At 38.5% G+C, this 17,761-nt stretch carries 18 protein-coding genes; 12 read left to right on the top strand and 6 right to left on the bottom strand.

What is annotated here, in order from left to right:
• The first annotated feature begins 32 nt into the window (after positions 1–32).
• Positions 33–893, top strand: coding sequence for an SIS domain-containing protein (locus ACWPWK_RS08680; protein WP_109374242.1), 861 nt, complete (start codon positions 33–35; stop codon positions 891–893).
• 149 nt (positions 894–1,042) lie between these two features.
• Positions 1,043–2,587 (top strand): methyl-accepting chemotaxis protein, encoded by a 1,545-nt coding sequence (locus ACWPWK_RS08675; RefSeq protein ID WP_109374243.1) that lies wholly within the window; start codon positions 1,043–1,045, stop codon positions 2,585–2,587.
• A gap of 99 nt (positions 2,588–2,686) precedes the next feature.
• Here ACWPWK_RS08675 and ACWPWK_RS08670 read toward each other — a convergent pair whose 3' ends face one another.
• The 3 genes from ACWPWK_RS08670 to ACWPWK_RS08660 all read right to left on the bottom strand — a co-directional run bounded on the left by ACWPWK_RS08670 (position 2,687) and on the right by ACWPWK_RS08660 (position 8,939).
• Positions 2,687–4,444 (bottom strand): methyl-accepting chemotaxis protein, encoded by a 1,758-nt coding sequence (locus ACWPWK_RS08670; RefSeq protein WP_109374244.1) that lies wholly within the window; start codon positions 4,442–4,444, stop codon positions 2,687–2,689.
• Between the two features lie 540 nt (positions 4,445–4,984).
• Entirely contained in the window at positions 4,985–6,673 is a 1,689-nt protein-coding gene (locus tag ACWPWK_RS08665) for a methyl-accepting chemotaxis protein (RefSeq protein ID WP_109374245.1), read from the bottom strand.
• A 331-nt stretch (positions 6,674–7,004) separates the two neighbouring features.
• A complete protein-coding gene (locus ACWPWK_RS08660) occupies positions 7,005–8,939 on the bottom strand; it encodes an ABC transporter ATP-binding protein (RefSeq protein ID WP_109374246.1) in 1,935 nt (644 codons plus the stop codon).
• A gap of 121 nt (positions 8,940–9,060) precedes the next feature.
• On the opposite strand from ACWPWK_RS08660, the gene kefG reads away from it, so the two are divergent.
• The 4 genes from kefG to slyD all read left to right on the top strand — a co-directional run bounded on the left by kefG (position 9,061) and on the right by slyD (position 12,415).
• The gene (gene kefG / locus ACWPWK_RS08655; protein ID WP_109374247.1) at positions 9,061–9,612 is read left to right on the top strand and encodes a glutathione-regulated potassium-efflux system ancillary protein KefG; all 552 of its coding nucleotides are present in this window, start codon (positions 9,061–9,063) and stop codon (positions 9,610–9,612) included.
• Positions 9,612–11,465 (top strand): glutathione-regulated potassium-efflux system protein KefB, encoded by a 1,854-nt coding sequence (gene kefB / locus ACWPWK_RS08650; protein ID WP_100159728.1) that lies wholly within the window; start codon positions 9,612–9,614, stop codon positions 11,463–11,465. The genes kefG and kefB overlap by 1 nt, the downstream gene beginning before the upstream one ends.
• A gap of 13 nt (positions 11,466–11,478) precedes the next feature.
• The gene (locus ACWPWK_RS08645) at positions 11,479–11,682 is read left to right on the top strand and encodes a YheV family putative zinc ribbon protein (RefSeq protein WP_109374248.1); all 204 of its coding nucleotides are present in this window, start codon (positions 11,479–11,481) and stop codon (positions 11,680–11,682) included.
• Between the two features lie 88 nt (positions 11,683–11,770).
• Complete coding sequence (gene slyD, locus ACWPWK_RS08640; RefSeq protein WP_098941721.1) at positions 11,771–12,415, top strand: peptidylprolyl isomerase; 645 nt, start codon at positions 11,771–11,773, stop codon at positions 12,413–12,415.
• 80 nt (positions 12,416–12,495) lie between these two features.
• Here slyD and ACWPWK_RS08635 read toward each other — a convergent pair whose 3' ends face one another.
• On the bottom strand, positions 12,496–12,714 hold the full coding sequence (locus ACWPWK_RS08635; RefSeq protein WP_023583298.1) for a SlyX family protein: 219 nt from the start codon (positions 12,712–12,714) through the stop codon (positions 12,496–12,498).
• A 333-nt stretch (positions 12,715–13,047) separates the two neighbouring features.
• Between ACWPWK_RS08635 and fkpA the strand changes: the two genes are divergently transcribed.
• Entirely contained in the window at positions 13,048–13,803 is a 756-nt protein-coding gene (gene fkpA, locus ACWPWK_RS08630; RefSeq protein WP_109374249.1) for an FKBP-type peptidyl-prolyl cis-trans isomerase, read from the top strand.
• Positions 13,804–13,906: 103 nt separating this feature from the next.
• Here the strand turns inward: fkpA and ACWPWK_RS08625 are convergent, their stop codons facing one another.
• Positions 13,907–14,788 (bottom strand): DMT family transporter, encoded by an 882-nt coding sequence (locus ACWPWK_RS08625; protein ID WP_109374250.1) that lies wholly within the window; start codon positions 14,786–14,788, stop codon positions 13,907–13,909.
• Positions 14,789–14,854: 66 nt separating this feature from the next.
• Positions 14,855–15,013 carry a hypothetical protein gene (locus ACWPWK_RS08620; RefSeq protein WP_160230766.1) on the bottom strand — a complete coding sequence of 53 codons (159 nt, stop codon included), beginning with the start codon at positions 15,011–15,013 and terminating at the stop codon, positions 14,855–14,857.
• Positions 15,014–15,360: 347 nt separating this feature from the next.
• Here ACWPWK_RS08620 and ACWPWK_RS08615 point away from each other — a divergent pair, with 347 nt between their 5' ends.
• The 5 genes from ACWPWK_RS08615 to rpsL all read left to right on the top strand — a co-directional run bounded on the left by ACWPWK_RS08615 (position 15,361) and on the right by rpsL (position 17,665).
• Positions 15,361–16,065, top strand: coding sequence for a helix-turn-helix transcriptional regulator (locus ACWPWK_RS08615; RefSeq protein WP_109374251.1), 705 nt, complete (start codon positions 15,361–15,363; stop codon positions 16,063–16,065).
• Between the two features lie 9 nt (positions 16,066–16,074).
• Positions 16,075–16,470 (top strand): sulfurtransferase complex subunit TusD, encoded by a 396-nt coding sequence (tusD, locus tag ACWPWK_RS08610; protein ID WP_109374252.1) that lies wholly within the window; start codon positions 16,075–16,077, stop codon positions 16,468–16,470.
• Positions 16,470–16,838 carry a sulfurtransferase complex subunit TusC gene (gene tusC, locus ACWPWK_RS08605; protein WP_109374253.1) on the top strand — a complete coding sequence of 123 codons (369 nt, stop codon included), beginning with the start codon at positions 16,470–16,472 and terminating at the stop codon, positions 16,836–16,838. Before tusD ends, tusC begins: the two co-directional genes overlap by 1 nt.
• A 31-nt stretch (positions 16,839–16,869) precedes the next feature.
• Positions 16,870–17,163 carry a sulfurtransferase complex subunit TusB gene (gene tusB / locus ACWPWK_RS08600; protein ID WP_109374254.1) on the top strand — a complete coding sequence of 98 codons (294 nt, stop codon included), beginning with the start codon at positions 16,870–16,872 and terminating at the stop codon, positions 17,161–17,163.
• 127 nt (positions 17,164–17,290) lie between these two features.
• Positions 17,291–17,665 carry a 30S ribosomal protein S12 gene (gene rpsL, locus ACWPWK_RS08595; protein ID WP_004236497.1) on the top strand — a complete coding sequence of 125 codons (375 nt, stop codon included), beginning with the start codon at positions 17,291–17,293 and terminating at the stop codon, positions 17,663–17,665.
• Positions 17,666–17,761: the final 96 nt, after the last annotated feature.

The following is a 17,761-nucleotide window of genomic DNA, read 5'->3' as shown; positions in this document are numbered from 1 at the left end:
ACTATATTGTACTCGAAGTGGATATTGTCATTATGCCAACATTAACGAAAATTGCGTGGATCAAGCCTGGTATGGCGACAAATCAACGTAAAATAGCGGATTATATTTTAGAGAACCCAGAAAAAACGGTCACTCTTTCATCACAGCAACTTGCTGAAACAATGGGTGTGAGTCAATCAGCTATTGTTAAATTTAGCCAAAAAATTGGATTCAAAGGTTTTCCTTCTTTGAAGCTTGCAATTAGTGAAGATCTTGGGCGAAAAAATGCAAATACAGGGCAGGATCCTAGCATATTACATAATCAGATTGGCTCTGAAGATAGCTTAGTTGTAATAGCTCAAAAACTTGCTCAAGAGAAGAATAATTCTATCAGTGATACCACTCGCCAAATTAATTACCTTCATTTTGAAAAGGTGATCCAGCTTATTGATGAAGCTCAGCGAGTTCAGATTATTGGTATTGGTGGTTCAGGGTTAGTCGCAAGAGACTTAAGTTATAAATTACAGAAAATAGGAATAACCACTCTGATTGAAACAGATCATCATGTTCAGATATCTGTTGCTCAAATGTTAAGTTCAAAGGATTTGCAGATAGTTATTTCTTATAGCGGCAAAAGAAAAGATATGTTAGTTGCGGCCTCTGTGGCTAAAAAACAGGGAGCAAAAATCATTGCTATTACAGGCGAAAAACACTCTCCATTAGGAAGAATTTCTGATTATATATTAGAAACAATTGCGGATGAAGGTGAGTGGCGAAGCGCTTCAATCTCTTCACGTACAGCACAAAATACGATCACTGACCTTATTTTTATGGCGTTATTAAAGAAACGTGATGAGTGTGCGAAGACATTAGTGCTAAGTTCACAGGCATTAATTAATAGCCTAGATAATTAAAAATTTTGAACTGATTCAAAAAACTAATATTTAAATGTAGGTATTTACACTTATTACTAAAGTTATTCTCCTAACGGCCGAAACGATAGTTATTTAGGCAGTCTTTTTTTGTTGAGATGTTTTAATTTCAATGTCGAGGAGAGTAACTAATGCGTAACAATCAACCGGTGACACAGCGAGAATACCCGGTATCTGAAAACGCAACACTGATGTCGACGACAGATCTTGATGGCAATATTATTTATGCCAACGAGGATTTCGTCGAAGCCAGTGGGTTTTCAGTCGAAGAGTTGGTGGGGAAACCCCATAATCTTGTCCGGCATCCAGATATACCTTCAGAAGTCTTTAAGGATATGTGGAGAACTTTAAAGCAAGGTGAGGTTTGGACTGGGATCGTTAAAAATCGGCGTAAAAATGGGGATCACTATTGGGTAAGAGCGAATGTCACTCCTATTATACGTCAGGGTAAAATTCAAAGTTTTATGTCGGTAAGGACGGCGGCAAAAAAAGAAGAAATAGCACAAGCCTCAGCACTTTACGCCGCTTTTAATCAAGGTAAATACCCTTCACACACGTTTTTAAAAGGCGCTTTTGTTTATAAAGGATGGCAACGTTGGCGCTCATGGAATCAAACAATTTCATTAAAAAAACGACTCCGTCTCTTTATCCTCTTACCTTTACCTTTTATGTTGTTAAGTGCATGGTTTGCTGGTTTATCGGGTTATACTCTTTTTATGCATATCGCGATTTTGCTGGTATTACTGATGGCAAATGAACGTATTCTCTATTTTCAGCTTGTTAAGCCAATTAGACTACTTAATGAGCAAGCGAATCGAGTTGCAACTGGCGATGAACATAACGTTACGTATATCAATCGCATCGATGAAGTGGGCATGACACAGCGTTCCGTTAATCAATTAGGACGCATGTTCCGTTGGTTGGTAAGTGATGTGAGTCATCAAATTCATCAAGTCGATATTTCTTGTGATCAATTAGCCGCAGGTAATCGCGATCTGTATGTGAGAACAGAGCAAACCGCCAGCAATGTTGAAGCAACTGCTTCAACGATGAATGAATTAACAACAGCAGTAAGCAGTAATAGTGAAACGGCAGGGCAGGCAAATAATCTCTCTAATATCACTTGTGAGGCAGCGATAAAAGGAGGTAGTGCAATGGATAATATCGTTACTACCATGAATGATATTGCGAAAAGCTCTGATCGTATTAGTAATATCATTGGTGTTATTGATAGCATTGCCTTCCAAACGAATATCCTTGCACTTAATGCATCCGTAGAAGCGGCTAGAGCGGGTGAACAGGGTCGAGGTTTCTCCGTAGTTGCAACAGAAGTAAGAGAATTGGCACAGCGCAGTGCTGAAGCAGCGAAAGAGATCAAAGCATTGATCAATGCTTCAAGTAGCAATATCAAAGTGGGTTCAAAGCAGGTCAATGAAACTGTCGGAACAATGGAAGATATTGTGGTACATGTTAAAAATGTGACCGATTTAATTGGTGAAATCAGTCTCGCATCCACAGAGCAGAGTGCGGGTTTAAAAGAGCTTGGCCGTGCTGTTGAAAAATTGGAATCGATTACGCATGAAAATGCGAATTATGTTTCGAAAGCTTCAATGATTTCAGGTGAAATGAAAGTACAAACTAACTACTTAGTTAGTGCAATCAATGTATTCCATTAATTTGTCATTATTTAAGAAGTAAAAGAAAAAGACACCTACTAAAAATAGGTGTCTTTGTGTTTATCTAAATCACGTTTTTATCATGATCAAATCAATGGATTAAAAGCTTGTCCAATCATCATCTTCATCTTCATCTTCATCGTCATTTACAGTTGCGGTTCCTTTTGCCGATTTTTTCTCTTTCACTTCATCTTTGACTGTATTTTTTATCTTCTCATTTTTTGTATGTAGTGATGTTTCAGATGAGAACGGTTTTTCTATTACTTTGTGTTGTGCCTTTTTATTGAACTGTTCACTTTCAGCCGTTTTAAACTGTTCAACGATTTGTTCAAGATTACCTGCTTCTTCAGTCAATAAGCTGGCAACAGAGGAAGATTGCTCAACCATCGCCGCATTTTGCTGTGTTGCCTTATCCATTTCAGTGACTGCAAGAGAGACTTGAGTAATGCCTCGAGTTTGTTCTTCTGATGCAGATAAAATTTCAGTCATTGAATCTTCAACATATTTTACGGAAGTCAGTATTTCGCACATAGAAATGCTGACTTGCTCAACAAGATCATTACCATGGCGAACACGGCTAATAGAGGCATCAATTAACTCTTTAATTTCTTTTGCAGCTTCGGCACTGCGTTGTGCCAATTCTCTGACTTCTGTTGCAACTACGGAGAATCCCCGACCTTGTTCACCTGCTCTGGCGGCTTCAACCGCAGCATTTAATGATAAAATATTGGTTTGAAAAGCGATGCTATTGATAACAGCAGTGATTTCACCAATTTTTTGTGAGCTATCAGCAATGTCAGTCATCGTTTTCACCATTCTATTGGTGACATCGCCCCCTTTACTGGCAATATTGGAAGTTTGGCTGATAAGGTGTGAAACTTCACGAGCACTTTCTGTATTATTTCTCACTGTTGCTGTGAGTTGTTCCATACTTGATGCTGTTTCTTCTAATGCGCTCGCTTGCTCTTCGGTACGACAAGAAAGATCGGTATTCCCTGCGGATAACTCTTGAACACCAGTATAAATATGATGACTTGTTCCTCGGATCGCATTCACAATTAATGACAGTTCGGTACGCATATATTGAATACCTGTAATTAATTGGTCGATTTCATTATTTCCTTTTGCAGTGACATCTTTATTTTCTAATAAATTTCCTTGTGAAATTTCCGACATATAATCGACAATTTGATTGATACGTAAAACAATATTTCGACGTATCCAAAGTACAACAAGGACAGTGAAAAGAATAAAAACAAACATAAAGACAAAAGCTAACACCAAGGTACGTTCATAATTACCTTGAGCTGCTTTTATTGCGTGAGTAACAACGTTATCACTGAGGTAATCTGTTGCTTCATAAAGGGATTGAGTGAAGCGTTCATTGGTATTATGTGCATAAAGAGATTGAAAACCGTAGTAATCGCGTATCTCTAGACATGATGCAAGTTGGTCAAGATCGTAAAGCACACGATTAAAGAGCTTTTTCATACTCTCTATTTTTTCGGGATCAAAATTAGCTTCTTCAGTAGCAGTGAAGTATGCGGTAATAATACGTATAACTTCTTGTTTTCTTTTTGGATAAGAGGAAAGGAAGTCAGAGATTTTATTTTCTGCAATATCGGGTGTGAGATGAGCGTCAAACATAACATTTAGCATATCTTCACGTAATTTATTTAACTCAGCATAACCATAATCCATCGTTTTTATCTGTTCAAAGCCATTTGCTAATTGTGAGATCCGCTTATTTGTTAAACTCGCGTCACGGATACTCATTGCACCAGAAAAAAGTTGAATGGCGCAAAACAGTATTAAGATAAACATTAAGCCATTAGATATTTTTATTCGTTTCAGCATAGCCTTACCTATTTAATTGGTTTGTAGGACACACAGCAAGGAGCGATAACTATTTATCAATTAAACTTATTCGGCTCAATGTTTAAAAACTTTACCTTTTCTACTTTGTTTAATGGTAAAGACGACTTATATTTCTTTTTTTAGCTTTAATTATCAGCTAATGGCTAAAATTTTCTAATGATTAATAGAAAAATCTATAAGTATATTATCTTACTTATTTTTTGTGTTAATTGTTAAAATATAAATATTAATAATGTTTTTTTGAATATTAAAATGATAATAAGCAGTATTTTATTTTTATTTATCTTTTTATCTTATGATAAGTAAAATAAAATTATCGCTTTCATAAATACTCTTAATGTTTCTAAAAAAACCATTTTGTTTCGTATAAAAAACGATCTGTTTTTTTGTGTTTATGTGCGGTGGGATCAGAAATACTCCCAGAAAAATTACTGGGAGTATGGTAGGGAGAGGTTTTGTTATATGTTCTGGACTATTTTCTACACCGCTCTTTCTTACGATGTTACGTGAGAGAGATAATTAAAAGCTTTCCCAATTATCGTCTATTTCATGATTATTGGTTTTGATTGTTGGTGTTTTAAGTGTTTCAGTGTCTTGTGACTTAGCTGAAAATGCGGGTAATTTAGCTTTAGCTGGTGCGATTTTTTCATGTTCAACTTTAAATGTATTCACAATCGTATCCAACATACTTGCTTGTTCACTTAATGTGGCAGAAGCAGCCGTTGATTGTTCAACCATCGCCGCATTTTGCTGAGTTGCTTTATCCATCTCATTAACAGCAAGGCTGATTTGTGCAATACCACGGGTTTGCTCTTCTGATGCAGATAAAATTTCCTTCATCGAACCCGAGACATGATTAACAGATGTAACAATCTCACCCATTGATAAACTAACTTGTTCGACGAGATCATTACCTTGTCTAACACGTAATATTGTCGATTCAATAAGCTCTTTGATCTCTTTCGCCGCTTCTGCACTACGCTGTGCTAAGTTGCGAACTTCACTGGCAACAACAGAGAAACCACGACCTTGTTCGCCCGCTCTTGCCGCTTCAACAGCAGCGTTAAGGGCTAATATATTGGTTTGGAAAGCAATATCATCAATAACCGCAGTGATTTCACCAATTTTTTGTGAGCGATCGGCAATGTCGGTCATTGTCATAACCATCTTATTACTATGCTCACCGCCTTGCACGGCAATATCAGCAGTGCTCATAACGAGTTCTGTTACTTCACGAGCGCTTTCCGTATTATTACGAATAGTTGCGGTCATTTGCTCCATGCTGGATGCCGTTTCTTCTAATGCGCTGGCTTGCTCTTCAGTTCGGCTTGATAAGTCATTATTACCCGCAGCAATCTCTTGTACGCCAGTGTAAATAGTTGCACTCGTATTGCGAATAGAGCTTACCATCTCTTTTAATTGAGCACGCATTTGCTGTAAGCCAAGCATGAGCTGATCGATTTCAGTCTTACCTGAAATATCGCTATCAATGCGACTGACTAAATCACCTTTAGCAATTGCTTCTTGATAGGTGATCATTTGGTTAATGCGCATAATAATGTATTTGCGGATCCAAATAAGAACTAAGGTGGTAAAGATGAGGAAGATACCCATAAAGAGTGATGCTACCCACAACATGCTGTGGTAATTATCTTCTGCTTCAATGACTGAAGGGTTAACAACTTCATCGGTAATAAAGTCTGTGGCTTCATACAGGGAATTCGTGAAGTTAGTGTTTGCTGGGCTTTTTAAAATTAAACGAACCGCGTTAGTGTTACGTTCACTTAAATACTGCGCCAGTAAATCAAGATCAGCTCGGCTTTTTTGATAGAGCTGTTTGATTTGCGCCATACGCTGCTGATCGAAACCTGTTTGCGCAGATAGCTCAACATATTCATTCATCAATGCATCAACTTGCGCTTTACGCGCAGGCATAGTTTGCATAAATGCAGTGATGTTCGCATCCTCGGCTTGAGGGTTTGAAATATAACTAAATGCTTGTGCAATAATATCAGTACGTAATGTATTCAACTCCGCATAGGTATTATCCATGGTACGTAGTTGATCGAAACTGTATGAAATTCTTTTAAGAGTATTTTGAGTCTGGTAGGCATCGTGAATGCTTTGTACTCCAGAAATGATCTGAATAATACAAAACAGAGTCAGGACACACATTAAACCTTGAGAGATTTTAATTCGTTTTAACATAACCCTACCTATTAGCTTTGCCTTTTCGTTGGTAAGTGGGAGGTCCACTTAGCAGAATGATTAATTCGGCTGGAATGTTAAAAACTTTAGCGTGAAAGAATTTATTTCCCTTACTTAATATAAACAGGTAGAAAATAAACGTTAGATGATTATTTTTATTGGGTTATTTTTAGATAGAGTGAGATTATGTTTTGTGTAAATCGTGCTATTGTAAAATGATATAAATACCGTAAGTGAAATGAATTGTATAAATTTTCAGAATGAATTGAAGGGCAAAAAGAAAGGAACTATTTCGCTTAAAATAGTTCCTTTTTTAATGAATCGGGTTGTATTACTGGGCTTCAAATGTGTTTGTCATTTCTTCCAGTGTTTCTTGTAACTCCATCCACTCCATTTCCACTTCTTCTAGTGCAGATTTCGCAACACCTTGTCGGCTTAAGCAATCAGAAAGCTCATTTTTACGGCTAGTATCATAAATACCACTATCAGAAAGAGCAGTTTCGATATCACTAAGCTCTTGGCTTAATTTATCCATCTTGCTTTCTAATGTTGTGAGTTTCTTGCGTAAAGGCTGGGTTTGTTGTCTAAACTCAGCTTCTTTACGTTTTTGCTCTTTTTTATCTTGAGCACTTAAATTGGTGGTTGTCGTAGTGTTGTCGTTATCTTGTTGGCTTTTATTTGCCTGTGCCTCTTGACGATTTTGATCAACTAACCATTGTTGGTAATCATCAAGATCACCATCAAATGGCTCAACTTGACCATCGTGTACAAGATAGAGATCGTCAGTGGTAGAGCGTAATAAATGCCTATCATGCGATACAACAACAATTGCCCCTTCAAAGCTAATTAGAGCTTGGGTTAGTGCTTGGCGCATATCTAAATCAAGGTGGTTTGTTGGTTCATCCATTAATAGCAAGTTAGGACGTTGCCAAACTAAAAGTGATAAGACTAAACGTGCCTTTTCACCTCCAGAAAATTGACCACAAGCATCCGTGACTTTATCGCCATGAAAACCGAAACCGCCCAAGTAATCACGTAGTTTTTGTTCAGTTTCTTTGGGCGCCAAACGAGTTAAATGCTGTAGTGCCGATTCATCAGAGCGTAAAAACTCCAATTGATGCTGGGCAAAATAACCAAGTTTAATACCTTTAGAAAGAGCCAATTTCCCCTGTAACGGTTGAATTTCGCCTGCAAGTAATTTTATCAGTGTCGATTTACCTGCACCATTGCGCCCTAATAATCCAATACGTGAGCCGGGAACTAAATTGAGTTTGATGTCATTAAGAATAACTTTTTCACCATAGCCCGCGCTGACTTTCTCCATTGATAAAAGAGGATTAGGTAAGCTTTCAGGTTGGCGGAAACTAAATTGGAATGGGTTATCCGAATGTGCAGGAGCAACACGTTCCATTCGTTCAAGCATTTTTACACGGCTTTGAGCTTGTTTTGCTTTTGTCGCTTTCGCTTTAAATCTATCTATAAAACTCTGTAAGTGTGCAATTTTGGCTTGTTGATTCTCAAACAAAGCTTGTTGTTGCGCGAGTTTGGTTGCACGCTGCATTTCAAATGAAGAGTAGTTACCTGAATATTCAAAGATTCTTTCTTGCTCAATATGCAAGATTTTATCCACGATCGGATCAAGAAAATCACGGTCATGGGAAATTAAAATAAGTGTGCCTGTGTAGCTTTTTAGCCATTTTTCTAGCCAAATTACAGCATCTAAATCTAAGTGGTTGGTGGGTTCATCGAGTAGTAGTAAATCAGATCGACAAATCAGCGCTTGTGCTAAGTTTAAACGCATTCTCCAGCCACCTGAAAATGATTTTACAGGTTCATTAAGTTGCTGTTGGCTAAAACCTAAACCATTCAGTAAGGTCGCTGCACGAGATTGTATTGTCCATGCATTAATTGCATCTAATTGCCCATGTATCAGTGCAATAGCGTGACCATCGTTTATTTCGTTAGCTTTTTGTAATCGTTGTTCTAACTGACGGTATTCTCTATCACCATCAATAACATAATCAATAGCAGGTACATCAAGTGCAGGTGTTTCTTGGTTAACCCATGCCATTGACCATGTACTAGGATAGGTGACATTGCCTGCTTCAGCTTGAAGTTCACCTTTCAATAAAGAAAGTAATGTGGTTTTGCCACAGCCATTTTTACCGACTAGACCAATTTTTTGCCCTGGATTAATGGTTGCACTGGCATTGTCCAGTAACACTCTGACACCACGGCGAATTTGCAAAGAAGAAAAAACAATCATAAATATCGTCTATTAAGAGTATGTAAATTAATATATAGAGTAAGTTGTTCGTAACTGTTGGTCACAATGCGTGCATGGTAACGGAAAAAATGGTTTCTGACACGTTTTGTAAGGAGGAATGATGTCAAACGCATCAAATGTATTACTGGTGTATGTTCATCCCGAACCGCGCCAATCAATCGCCAATAAAGCGTTATTAAATGCGGTGAGGGATTTAGAGAATATAACTATCCATGATTTATATGCTATTTATCCTGATTTTTTTATTGATATACACCATGAACAATCTTTGCTGTGTAAACATCAAGTGATCGTTTTTCAATTTCCATTGCAAACATATAGTTGCCCTGCGTTATTAAAAGAGTGGCAAGATAGAGTGCTAACTCGTCCATTTGCTAACAAAGCAGGTAGAGCACAATTAAAGGGTAAGTCATTTCGTTGTGTTATTACAACGGGAGAGCCTGAGCAGGCTTATCAACATGATGGGAAAAATCACTACACACTCACAGAATTATTACGCCCCTTTGAATTAATGGCAGAAATGTGTGGTATGCGCTGGTTATCACCAATGATTGTGTATTCAGCAAGACAACAATCTAAAACAACACTGACTCATATCAGTGAAGCTTATCGCCATTGGTTAAGTGCGCCACTTGAAGGGGAGCAAGCTTAATGGAAGATAATTGGATGATTAAAGCTGTGCTCTTTTTCCTGTGTGCGGCCGTGGTTATGGTGCCTATTGCACAGCGCCTTAAAATTGGTGCGGTACTCGGTTATTTAATTGCTGGTATTGCCATTGGTCCTTGGGGTTTAGGGCTGTTTAAAGATGTCGATAACATCTTACATTTTGCTGAATTAGGTGTGGTCTTTTTAATGTTCCTTATTGGTTTGGAATTAAATCCAGCCAAATTATGGGAATTGAGGCGTGCCATTTTTGGTGTTGGTTCAATGCAGGTGGTATTAACCGCCTCTATTTTTTCAGGACTCATTCTCGTTTTCACTTCTTTCTCGTGGCAGGCAGCCGTTATTGGTGGATTAGGTATTGCGATGTCTTCTACTGCGATGGCATTGCAACTTATGAACGAGAAAGGAATGAACCATAATGAAGGCGGGCAATTAGGTTTTGCTGTTTTACTTTTCCAAGATATGGCGGTTATTCCTATCCTTGCCGTTATTCCTTTGTTAGCCGGAGAAACGGCAAGCAGTGATTGGTATCGTATTGGCGTGAAAGTGGCCGCTTTTGCTGGTTTACTGATTTGTGGTCGTTATTTATTACGTCCACTCTTACGCTTAGTTGTGAAATCAGGAGTAAGAGAAGTTTTTACAGCTGCTGCGCTACTTGTGGTATTGGGTGCCGCTATTTTTATGGAAACCCTAGGCTTTTCAATGGCTATGGGAACCTTTATCGCGGGAGTGTTATTGGCAGATTCAGAATATCGACATGAATTAGAGATCTCCATTGAACCTTTTAAAGGTCTACTTTTAGGACTCTTTTTTATCTCTGTTGGTATGTCTTTAGATATCGGCATTTTATGGCGTTATCTTCCACAAGTATTATTGGGCGTCTTAGTTCTGGTTATTGTGAAAGCGTTGATACTTTATAGTATTGCTTGGTTAGCTAGATTGCGCTTTTCCACGCGTTTACAATTCTCAGCGGTGTTAAGCCAAGGTGGGGAATTTGCGTTTGTTGTTTTCTCAACATCTATGGCAATGGGCGTATTAGATAGTCAGCAAATGGCGTTATTGTTGGTTGTTGTCACACTTTCTATGATGACAACACCTCTTGTGATGCAAATGACAGACGCTGTGTTTGCTCGTCGTTATAATGAAGCTAAAACGGACGAACAGCCCTTTGTTGAAAATAACCACCCAGAGGTCATTCTTGTTGGATTTGGTCGAATGGGGCAGGTTGTAGGGCGCTTATTAATGGCGAATAAGATTAATGTCACGGTATTAGAGCATGATGTCGGAAGCATAAGCACCATGCGTAAATATGGCTATAAAGTTTATTACGGTGATGCAACCGATCTCAATCTATTGCGCGCAGCTGGTGCTGAGCATGCTAAAACTATTGTTATCACCTGCAATGAGCCTGAAGCTACGATGGAAATCGTTCATCTTTGCCAACACCATTTTCCTAATTTGCATATTATTGCAAGGGCAAGAGGGCGTGTTGAAGCTCATGAGTTGCTCAAAGCGGGTGTGACAGATTTTAGCCGTGAAACATTTTCTAGCGCCTTAGAATTAGGACGTAAAACGTTAATTGAATTAGGCATGCATCCTCATCAAGCTTATCGGGCACAACAGCATTTCCGTCGTCTGGATATTAACTTATTGAGAAAGCTGGTGGATGAATCTCCTGAAGAAGTCTCTAACGTTTCACGAGTGAAAGAAGCGAGACGAGAACTTGAGGAGCTCTTTAGTGAAGAAATTCGTCAAGAGCACCATCAGCCTGATATTTGGGATGAATCTTTAACAGAAGACATTCCTCAAATACATAAAGAAAAAAAATCTATTGATAAATAGGAGAACTGACCCCATGTCTGCAACCCGTAAACGCTTTATCGCAGGAGCCGTGTGTCCACACTGTAAAGCTCAAGATACACTCAAAATGTGGCGTGAAGATAAAGTGGATATTGTGGAATGTGCAAAATGTGGCCACCAGCAACGGCAAACAGAGGGTGAAGTTAACTCACTTGTTCGTGAAAATGAACAAGTCATTGGGATCTTTACACCACAATAATTGTAGGTTTTTTGATATAACCCGATACAGAAGATTTATTTTTCGTTACAATCGGGAAAATTTTGCCCACGGGTATGTAGGAGATGTCATGAAAGTAGCAAACGACTTGGTAGTTAGTCTGGCTTATCAAGTAAGATCAGAAGACGGTGTTTTAGTTGATGAGTCCACGGTGAGCGCACCGTTAGACTATCTGCATGGCCGTGGTTCTTTAATCAGTGGTTTAGAAAATGCATTAACAGGTCGCGAAGTCGGTGAAAAATTCGACGTAGAAGTTGCTTCTGATGATGCATATGGTCAATACGACGAAAACTTAGTTCAACGCGTACCGAAAGATGTTTTTGTGGGTGTTGATGAGTTAGAAGTTGGTATGCGTTTTCTTGCTGATACCGATCAAGGTCCAGTACCAGTAGAAATCACAGGTATTGAAGGTGACGAAGTTATCGTTGATGGTAACCACATGTTAGCAGGTCAAAACCTGAAGTTTCATGTTGAAATCGTTGCAATTCGTGAAGCGACTGAAGAAGAATTAGCTCACGGTCACGTACACGGTGAAGAAGAAGAGCACGAATGTTGTGGTGGCCACGGTCACGGTGAAGAAGGCGGATGCTGTGGCGGCGGTCACGGTCATGGTCATGGTCATTCACACGGTGAAGAAGGTGGATGCTGCGGTGGCGGCGGTCATGGTCACGGTGGTCACGGCCACGGCAATGGCGGTTGTGGTTGCCAGCACTAATCTTTTTTTGAAAAGATCAAAAGGAGCGTTTAAGCGCTCCTTTTTTGTTTTCATTTTTGATATTAACAGCGAATGGCGACTTAATAGTGAGGTGGGGGCGTTTCATCCTCGGGTCTAGCAAGTATTGAGGTTTGAGAATTTTTTAGGCGCTCAGAAACAATTTTTAAGGCTTCTTTAAAGCGGCTGATTTCAATTTGCTGCTGTGTGACCACCTGATTTAATTCTTCAATAGTCGCGTCTTGGAAAGCAACTTTGCTTTCTAATTGAATGAGCAATCGCTCTACTTCCTTAATATCCATTGTGTTTTTCCTCCTTTAAAAAGTCCTATTACGACGAATATGATTAACAAACTCGCGAAATTTAATCTTATTTACTGATATATACACAGGAAGACATAAATCTGGTTTGAGATAAAAGACTATTTTGCTAATGTGATAGCACTCTGTGCTGACAAAAATCCTAACATTAACTGTTAAGAGTGTCGGCAAATTTTTTAAATTCATATAAAATTGCTACCCGCGGATGAGTATATACCGCAACGACAGCAAGAAGTGATGCAAAATGTTTTGGCGAAGATCTATGATGATCGTTTGCAAAACGTAGCGACTCACTAACATATACTGGAGAATGGGATGAAATCTTTATTAAAAACGACGTTGCTGGCAACCAGTTTAGCTTTCGCATTCAGTGCACCTCATGCATTCGCTGAAGAAACAGCAGTAGCTAAAGTGCCAACACTAAATAGCGCATTTAAAACTCAAAATGAGCAAAATGCCTATGCGTTAGGCGCGTCGATGGGTCGCTATATGGAAGCTGCATTACAAGAACAAAAAAATATTGGTATTACTTTAGATTCTAAACAACTGTTAGCAGGTGTTCAGGATGCATTTAATAGTAAATCAAAATTATCAGACTCTGAAATTGAATTAACGTTAGCTGCTTTTGAAGATCAAGTCCGTACTGCTGCAACAGCAAAAATGGAAAAAGAAGCGACTGAGAATAAAACTGCGGGTGATAAATTCCGTACAGAGTTTGCAGCGGAAAAAGGTGTGGTAAAAACCAAATCAGGTTTACTGTATTTAGTTGAAAATCCTGGTAAAGGTAAGACACCAACAGATGCTGATCGCGTTACTGTAAACTACAAAGGCATGCTGATTGATGGTAAACAATTTGATAGCTCTTATGATCGTAACGAACCTCTGACAATTAGCCTGAAAAGCGTTATTCCTGGCTGGACTGAAGGTATGAAGTACATCAAAGAAGGCGGTAAAATCAAGTTAGTTATTCCACCAGAATTAGGCTACGGACAACGTGCGACAAGTGGTATTCCAGCTAACTCAACATTAGTCTTTGAAGTTGAATTACTGAGTGTTGAAAGCGATAAGTAATTCACTTATCTCTAAATATCACTAAAAAAATGCTGACGTCAATGTCAGCATTTTTATTTCTAATGTCGAGCTCATCATTTATTAACGCATAGTGAACATAGTGTTAGTCTATCGCCTCTTCTACAATAATGGCTTTGGGCTTTTTAAAAACAAACAATAAGCCCACAATGATTGCACCCATTCCCGCTAAACTTAGCCAAGACATTTTATTACCTAAGAAGATGTAATCCATTAATGCTGTCACGCCAGGTACTAAATAAAATAAGCTCGTGACGTTAACTAAATTACCTGCTGTGAGTAAGCGGTATAGCAGTAATTGAGCAACAACAGAAATAATAACAGCAAGCCAAAGTACAGGAATGACAAAGCCAATGTCGAATGAGGCGTGAAAAGGCTGGAATGGCACAAATAACAAGCACAACATAAGGCTAACAACATATTGTAGCGGTAGAGCATCCATTGGCGCTAATTGCAATTTTTTCTGTGAGATTGCACCGAAGCTCATACAAAGTAGTGCAACTAACGCGTAAATCATTCCCGTTAATGAAAGGGCTGTATTAAATAGGCTTTGAGCAACCACTAACACTAATCCTGCCAAGGCGATTAAAAGCCCTAATAGCCGTGTCGCGGTAAAATTACGTTCTATTATCCATAGTGTAATAATCGGCTGAACGCCCATAATTGTGGCTAACATTCCTGGTGTAATGCTATTAGCGAGTGCTAAAAGATAACAGATGGAATAACCACCAATAATCAATAAGCCGACCCATGCCGTTTTTAAACGACTTCCTTTTGGGGGCAAAAAGCGATGGCGTTGAATACACAAAAAAGAGAGAAATGCTAAAGCGATAATAAAGCGCCAAGTTAAAATAGCAAATGAGCTACCATTATCTAATCCCCAGCGAGAAAAAATAGCACCACTGCTCCATAATAAAACGAATAATGTCGTCGGGCCGAATTTTGCCCAATATTGACCTAAGTACATGATGATATACCTGTAAAACAAGCAATAAGAGAGCTTGATTATTTTTAATGATTATTAGCGAATTAATTAAGCAACGTGAGTTGCAACAACAACCGTTGTATTGACTACAACCACTTTCACTGGCGGAGGCGGTGAAGCGAGGATCTCAATAGGTATAGAAGCAACAGAAATTAATCCTATTATTGATGAAGTTTGCTGAGATTGGCATATCATCAGTAAATTCATAGGATTAATCACTCGTTAAAATAACAATGACTTGGAATATAGGTAATCTATTCAATAGTGTCAATTCTTATTATAACCACACCTAAAAAGGGAAGTTTGCAACAATAAAAGCTGGAAATGAGTACAAAATATAAAGAAAAATGAAAAAAGCTGTGACCTATCACAAAGCTATTATTCTAAGTCACTTGACGTAGATCTTCTGGCGATCTAACGTCAGGATCGTTCTTAATTCTGTTTTTATATTTAAATTTTTTTAATATTGAATTGATCCGCAATGACGAATCGTTATAAAAAATAGAACCTCAAGTCATTATCATAATTAAAGCCTTTAAGGATTATATAATCAAATGTCTAGCCCGTTATTTAATGGTGACAGCAGCGAGTTTGAAAAATTAGATAGCCGACCTTTTACTCAAACTGATCACGAAATACTAAAGTCCTATGAAGCTGCCGTGGATGGTTTGGCAATGCTCATCGGCAATCATTGCGAAATTGTATTGCACTCTCTGGAAGATTTGAAATGTTCAGCGGTTAAAATCGCGAATGGAGAACATACTGGTCGTAAGATTGGTTCTCCAATTACCGATTTGGCATTACAAATGTTACATGACATCACAGATGAAGATTCAAGTTTTTCAAAGGCTTATTTTACCAGAGCAAAAAGTGGTGCATTGATGAAGTCAATCACGATTGCCATTCGTAATCGTGAACGTCGTGTCATTGGTTTATTGTGTATTAATATGAACCTTGATGTTCCATTCTCTGAAATAATCAAAACCTTTATTCCTGAAGAAACACATGACGTTGCATCTGATGTTAACTTTGCCTCATCTGTTGATGATTTAGTGGCTCAAACGTTAGAGTTCACGATTGAAGAAGTAAATAATGATCGTGAAGTTGCGAATAATGCTAAGAATAAACAAGTTGTGTTAAGCCTTTATGAGAAAGGTATTTTTGATATTAAAGATGCTATTAATCAGGTTGCAGACCGCTTAAATATCTCAAAACATACTGTGTATCTCTATATTCGCCAGTTTAAAAACGGAGAATAAGGCAACATTATGAGTTCCTTGACATATTGTTTAGTGGTTACGGGGCCTCATTACGGAACTGAACAAGCTTCAAGTGCCTATTTATTCGCAAATGCCCTTATTGAAAAAGGGCATCAGATTGCACAAATCTTCTTCTATCGGGAAGGTGTTGTGAACGCTAATAAATTGGTATCGCCTGCAAATGATGAATTTGATCTTCCTAAAGCGTGGGTTACCTTGGCGAAAAAACATCAAATCCCCTTGCATGTTTGTGTTGCTGCCGCATTACGTAGAGGAATTATCGATGAGCAGCAGGCCAAAGAGCAGGAAATGGATAGCTATAACATGGCGCCCGAATTTGAGTTAAGTGGTTTGGGTTCACTGGCTCAAGCGATGTTGACCTGTTCCCGTGTGGTGCAATTTTAATGAAGAAAATGAATTCGATCGCATTCCTTTTTACTCAAGCACCTCATGGTAATAGTGCAGGGCGAGAAGGTTTAGATGCATTACTCGCAACCTCGGCATTAACAGAAGATATTGGTGTTTTTTTTATCTCTGATGGTGTGTTTCAACTCGTTGAAAATCAACAACCTGAAGGGGTTTTGTCACGTCATCATGCTGCAACATTTAAAGTGCTACCCTTGTATGATGTGACAAACGTCTATATATCACAGAAAGACATAGCTCATCGTGGATTATCCTCTCAAACTTCTTTTGTATTGGATGCACAGGTGATATCCCAACAAGATATTACTCAAAAATTGAGTGAATATGATGTGGTATTGCGCTTTTAATACAGAAGTTAGTCAGGAAGGTTGAACGGTTATGTTGTATACTTATTCTGTCTCTATTTATCAAAGTGATTTAGAGGCTTTTTTATCTTTATTGACAAAAGAAGATGATGTTTTGTTAATACAAGATGGTGTACTGGCAGTCCTTGAAGACAATCCCTTATTAAAACATTGTCTTCAACAGCAAATTTCAGTTTACGCATTAATTGATGATGTTTTGGCAAGAGGCTTAAAACAACAAGTATCTCATCATATTAAACTCATCAATTATAGTGATTTTGTCGATTTAACGGTAAAACACCCCCAACAAATTCATTGGGGAGCGTAGAATTGCTGTATAATTCTTGACACATGAGCCCGTCAGCAATAAAATTCTGCGTCCTCATGTTTTGTCTTGTTGACAAGACAGAGTTCAAATCCGTGTTTACGAAGCAAAAACCAGGAGCTTTTTTTAAATGGCAACTATTAATCAGCTGGTACGCAAATCTCGTAGCTCGAAAGTTGTTAAAAGCAACGTTCCAGCTCTGGAAGCTTGCCCGCAAAAACGTGGCGTATGTACTCGTGTATATACTACCACTCCAAAAAAACCAAACTCAGCACTGCGTAAAGTATGTCGTGTGCGTTTGACTAACGGTTTCGAAGTTTCTTCCTACATCGGTGGTGAAGGCCACAACTTGCAGGAGCACTCCGTAATCTTAATCCGTGGTGGTCGTGTTAAAGACTTACCAGGTGTGCGTTACCACACTGTTCGCGGCGCGCTGGACTGTTCTGGTGTTAAAGACCGTAAACAAGCTCGTTCTAAGTACGGTGTGAAGAAGCCAAAGGCTTAATGGTTCTCCGTTAAGTAAGGCCAAACATTTTTTCACAAATAATGTCAAAATAAACTCATTGAGTTTTGGACAACCCTGAATTTTAAACGGAGTATT

This window comes from Proteus sp. Marseille-Q3619 (assembly GCF_965283115.1).
This window is presented reverse-complemented; position numbering and strand designations above follow the sequence as displayed.

What these genes read in the sequence shown, in the direction of transcription:
- slyD (WP_098941721.1), top strand. Translation starts at nt 11,771, where the DNA reads ATGAAAGTAGCAAACGACTTGGTAGTTAGTCTGGCTTATCAAGTAAGA.
- ACWPWK_RS08660 (WP_109374246.1), bottom strand. Translation starts at nt 8,939, where the DNA reads ATGATTGTTTTTTCTTCTTTGCAAATTCGCCGTGGTGTCAGAGTGTTA.
- kefB (WP_100159728.1), top strand. Translation starts at nt 9,612, where the DNA reads ATGGAAGATAATTGGATGATTAAAGCTGTGCTCTTTTTCCTGTGTGCG.
- ACWPWK_RS08675 (WP_109374243.1), top strand. Translation starts at nt 1,043, where the DNA reads ATGCGTAACAATCAACCGGTGACACAGCGAGAATACCCGGTATCTGAA.
- tusD (WP_109374252.1), top strand. Translation starts at nt 16,075, where the DNA reads ATGAGTTCCTTGACATATTGTTTAGTGGTTACGGGGCCTCATTACGGA.
- ACWPWK_RS08620 (WP_160230766.1), bottom strand. Translation starts at nt 15,013, where the DNA reads ATGAATTTACTGATGATATGCCAATCTCAGCAAACTTCATCAATAATA.
- ACWPWK_RS08670 (WP_109374244.1), bottom strand. Translation starts at nt 4,444, where the DNA reads ATGCTGAAACGAATAAAAATATCTAATGGCTTAATGTTTATCTTAATA.
- ACWPWK_RS08680 (WP_109374242.1), top strand. Translation starts at nt 33, where the DNA reads ATGCCAACATTAACGAAAATTGCGTGGATCAAGCCTGGTATGGCGACA.
- tusC (WP_109374253.1), top strand. Translation starts at nt 16,470, where the DNA reads ATGAAGAAAATGAATTCGATCGCATTCCTTTTTACTCAAGCACCTCAT.
- ACWPWK_RS08625 (WP_109374250.1), bottom strand. Translation starts at nt 14,788, where the DNA reads ATGTACTTAGGTCAATATTGGGCAAAATTCGGCCCGACGACATTATTC.
- rpsL (WP_004236497.1), top strand. Translation starts at nt 17,291, where the DNA reads ATGGCAACTATTAATCAGCTGGTACGCAAATCTCGTAGCTCGAAAGTT.
- ACWPWK_RS08645 (WP_109374248.1), top strand. Translation starts at nt 11,479, where the DNA reads ATGTCTGCAACCCGTAAACGCTTTATCGCAGGAGCCGTGTGTCCACAC.
- ACWPWK_RS08615 (WP_109374251.1), top strand. Translation starts at nt 15,361, where the DNA reads ATGTCTAGCCCGTTATTTAATGGTGACAGCAGCGAGTTTGAAAAATTA.
- fkpA (WP_109374249.1), top strand. Translation starts at nt 13,048, where the DNA reads ATGAAATCTTTATTAAAAACGACGTTGCTGGCAACCAGTTTAGCTTTC.
- tusB (WP_109374254.1), top strand. Translation starts at nt 16,870, where the DNA reads ATGTTGTATACTTATTCTGTCTCTATTTATCAAAGTGATTTAGAGGCT.
- ACWPWK_RS08665 (WP_109374245.1), bottom strand. Translation starts at nt 6,673, where the DNA reads ATGTTAAAACGAATTAAAATCTCTCAAGGTTTAATGTGTGTCCTGACT.
- ACWPWK_RS08635 (WP_023583298.1), bottom strand. Translation starts at nt 12,714, where the DNA reads ATGGATATTAAGGAAGTAGAGCGATTGCTCATTCAATTAGAAAGCAAA.
- kefG (WP_109374247.1), top strand. Translation starts at nt 9,061, where the DNA reads ATGTCAAACGCATCAAATGTATTACTGGTGTATGTTCATCCCGAACCG.